This is a genomic window from Legionella bozemanae, assembly GCF_001648595.1.
GTDB classification, from domain to species: domain Bacteria; phylum Pseudomonadota; class Gammaproteobacteria; order Legionellales; family Legionellaceae; genus Legionella; species Legionella bozemanae.
The window spans coordinates 1-1,023 of the sequence record NZ_LBAW01000081.1; the positions used below are offsets into that span (position 1 = coordinate 1).

Genomic DNA, 1,023 nt, shown 5'->3' on the forward strand with positions numbered 1-1,023 from the left:
TGGCCAAATTATCATTCATTAACGCTACATCGGCCGTTTCCAATGCCGTATCCGTCCCTTTCCCCATAGCAAAACTAATGCTTGCTTTAGCCAGTGCGGGTGCATCGTTAATCCCATCGCCAACCATGCCTACCGTTTGATACTGTGTCAAGAGTTGATTAATTGCTTGCAGTTTATCCGTAGGCAATACATTGGCCTTCACTTCATCAATACCCACTTGTTTCGCAATGGCATGCGCTGTTACTGCATTATCACCAGTCAGCATTGCTGTTTTTATCCCTTGCTCATGAAGCCTTGAAATAGCCCACTGACTGGATTGGCGTAACGTATCAGCCACCGCAAACAGAGCAAGCACTGTAGTGTTATTGCTTAAAATGACCGTGGTCTTTCCTTCTTCCTCCAATCGCTTCAACTCTTCTTCTACCTCAGGGCTGCATACTTTATTGTCTTCAGCAAGTTGATGGTTTCCTACATAAAACAATTCATTTTGCACCAAACCCTTGACTCCACGACCCGGAAGTGCTGAAAACGCACCAACCTCTAATAAATCAGCTGAGGGTTGTTGTTGCTGGAAATAGGTTACTAAAGCATGCGCGACAGGATGCTCGGAATGACTATCAAGGCTTGCTGCAATGAGCAGCAATTCTTCTTTTGTTCTACGCGTGTCATGAACAATAAAATCAGTCACTACTGGTTTACCTTCCGTTAAGGTGCCGGTTTTATCTAAGGCAATTAATTCTAACTGATGCCCAGTTTCTAAGTAGCTTCCGCCTTTAATTAAAAGCCCATGCTTTGCCGCAGAGGCTAATCCGCTCACTACCGTTACTGGGGTCGAAATAACCAAAGCACAAGGACATGCAATCACTAATAAAGTGAGCGCTTTATAGATCCAATCATAAAAAGGATAACCAAAAACCAACGGCGGAATTAATGCGATAAGAACTGCAATTATCACCATAATCGGCGTATAATATTGAGCAAATACATCGACAAAACGTTGTGTCGGCGCGCGCTCTGCTTGCG

At 44.1% G+C, this 1,023-nt stretch carries 1 protein-coding gene; it reads right to left on the minus strand.

Going from position 1 to position 1,023, the window contains the following annotated elements:
* Window positions 1–1,023 (minus strand): heavy metal translocating P-type ATPase (locus A8O27_RS18125; RefSeq protein ID WP_154669266.1); only part of this gene is annotated, 1,023 nt, incomplete at both ends.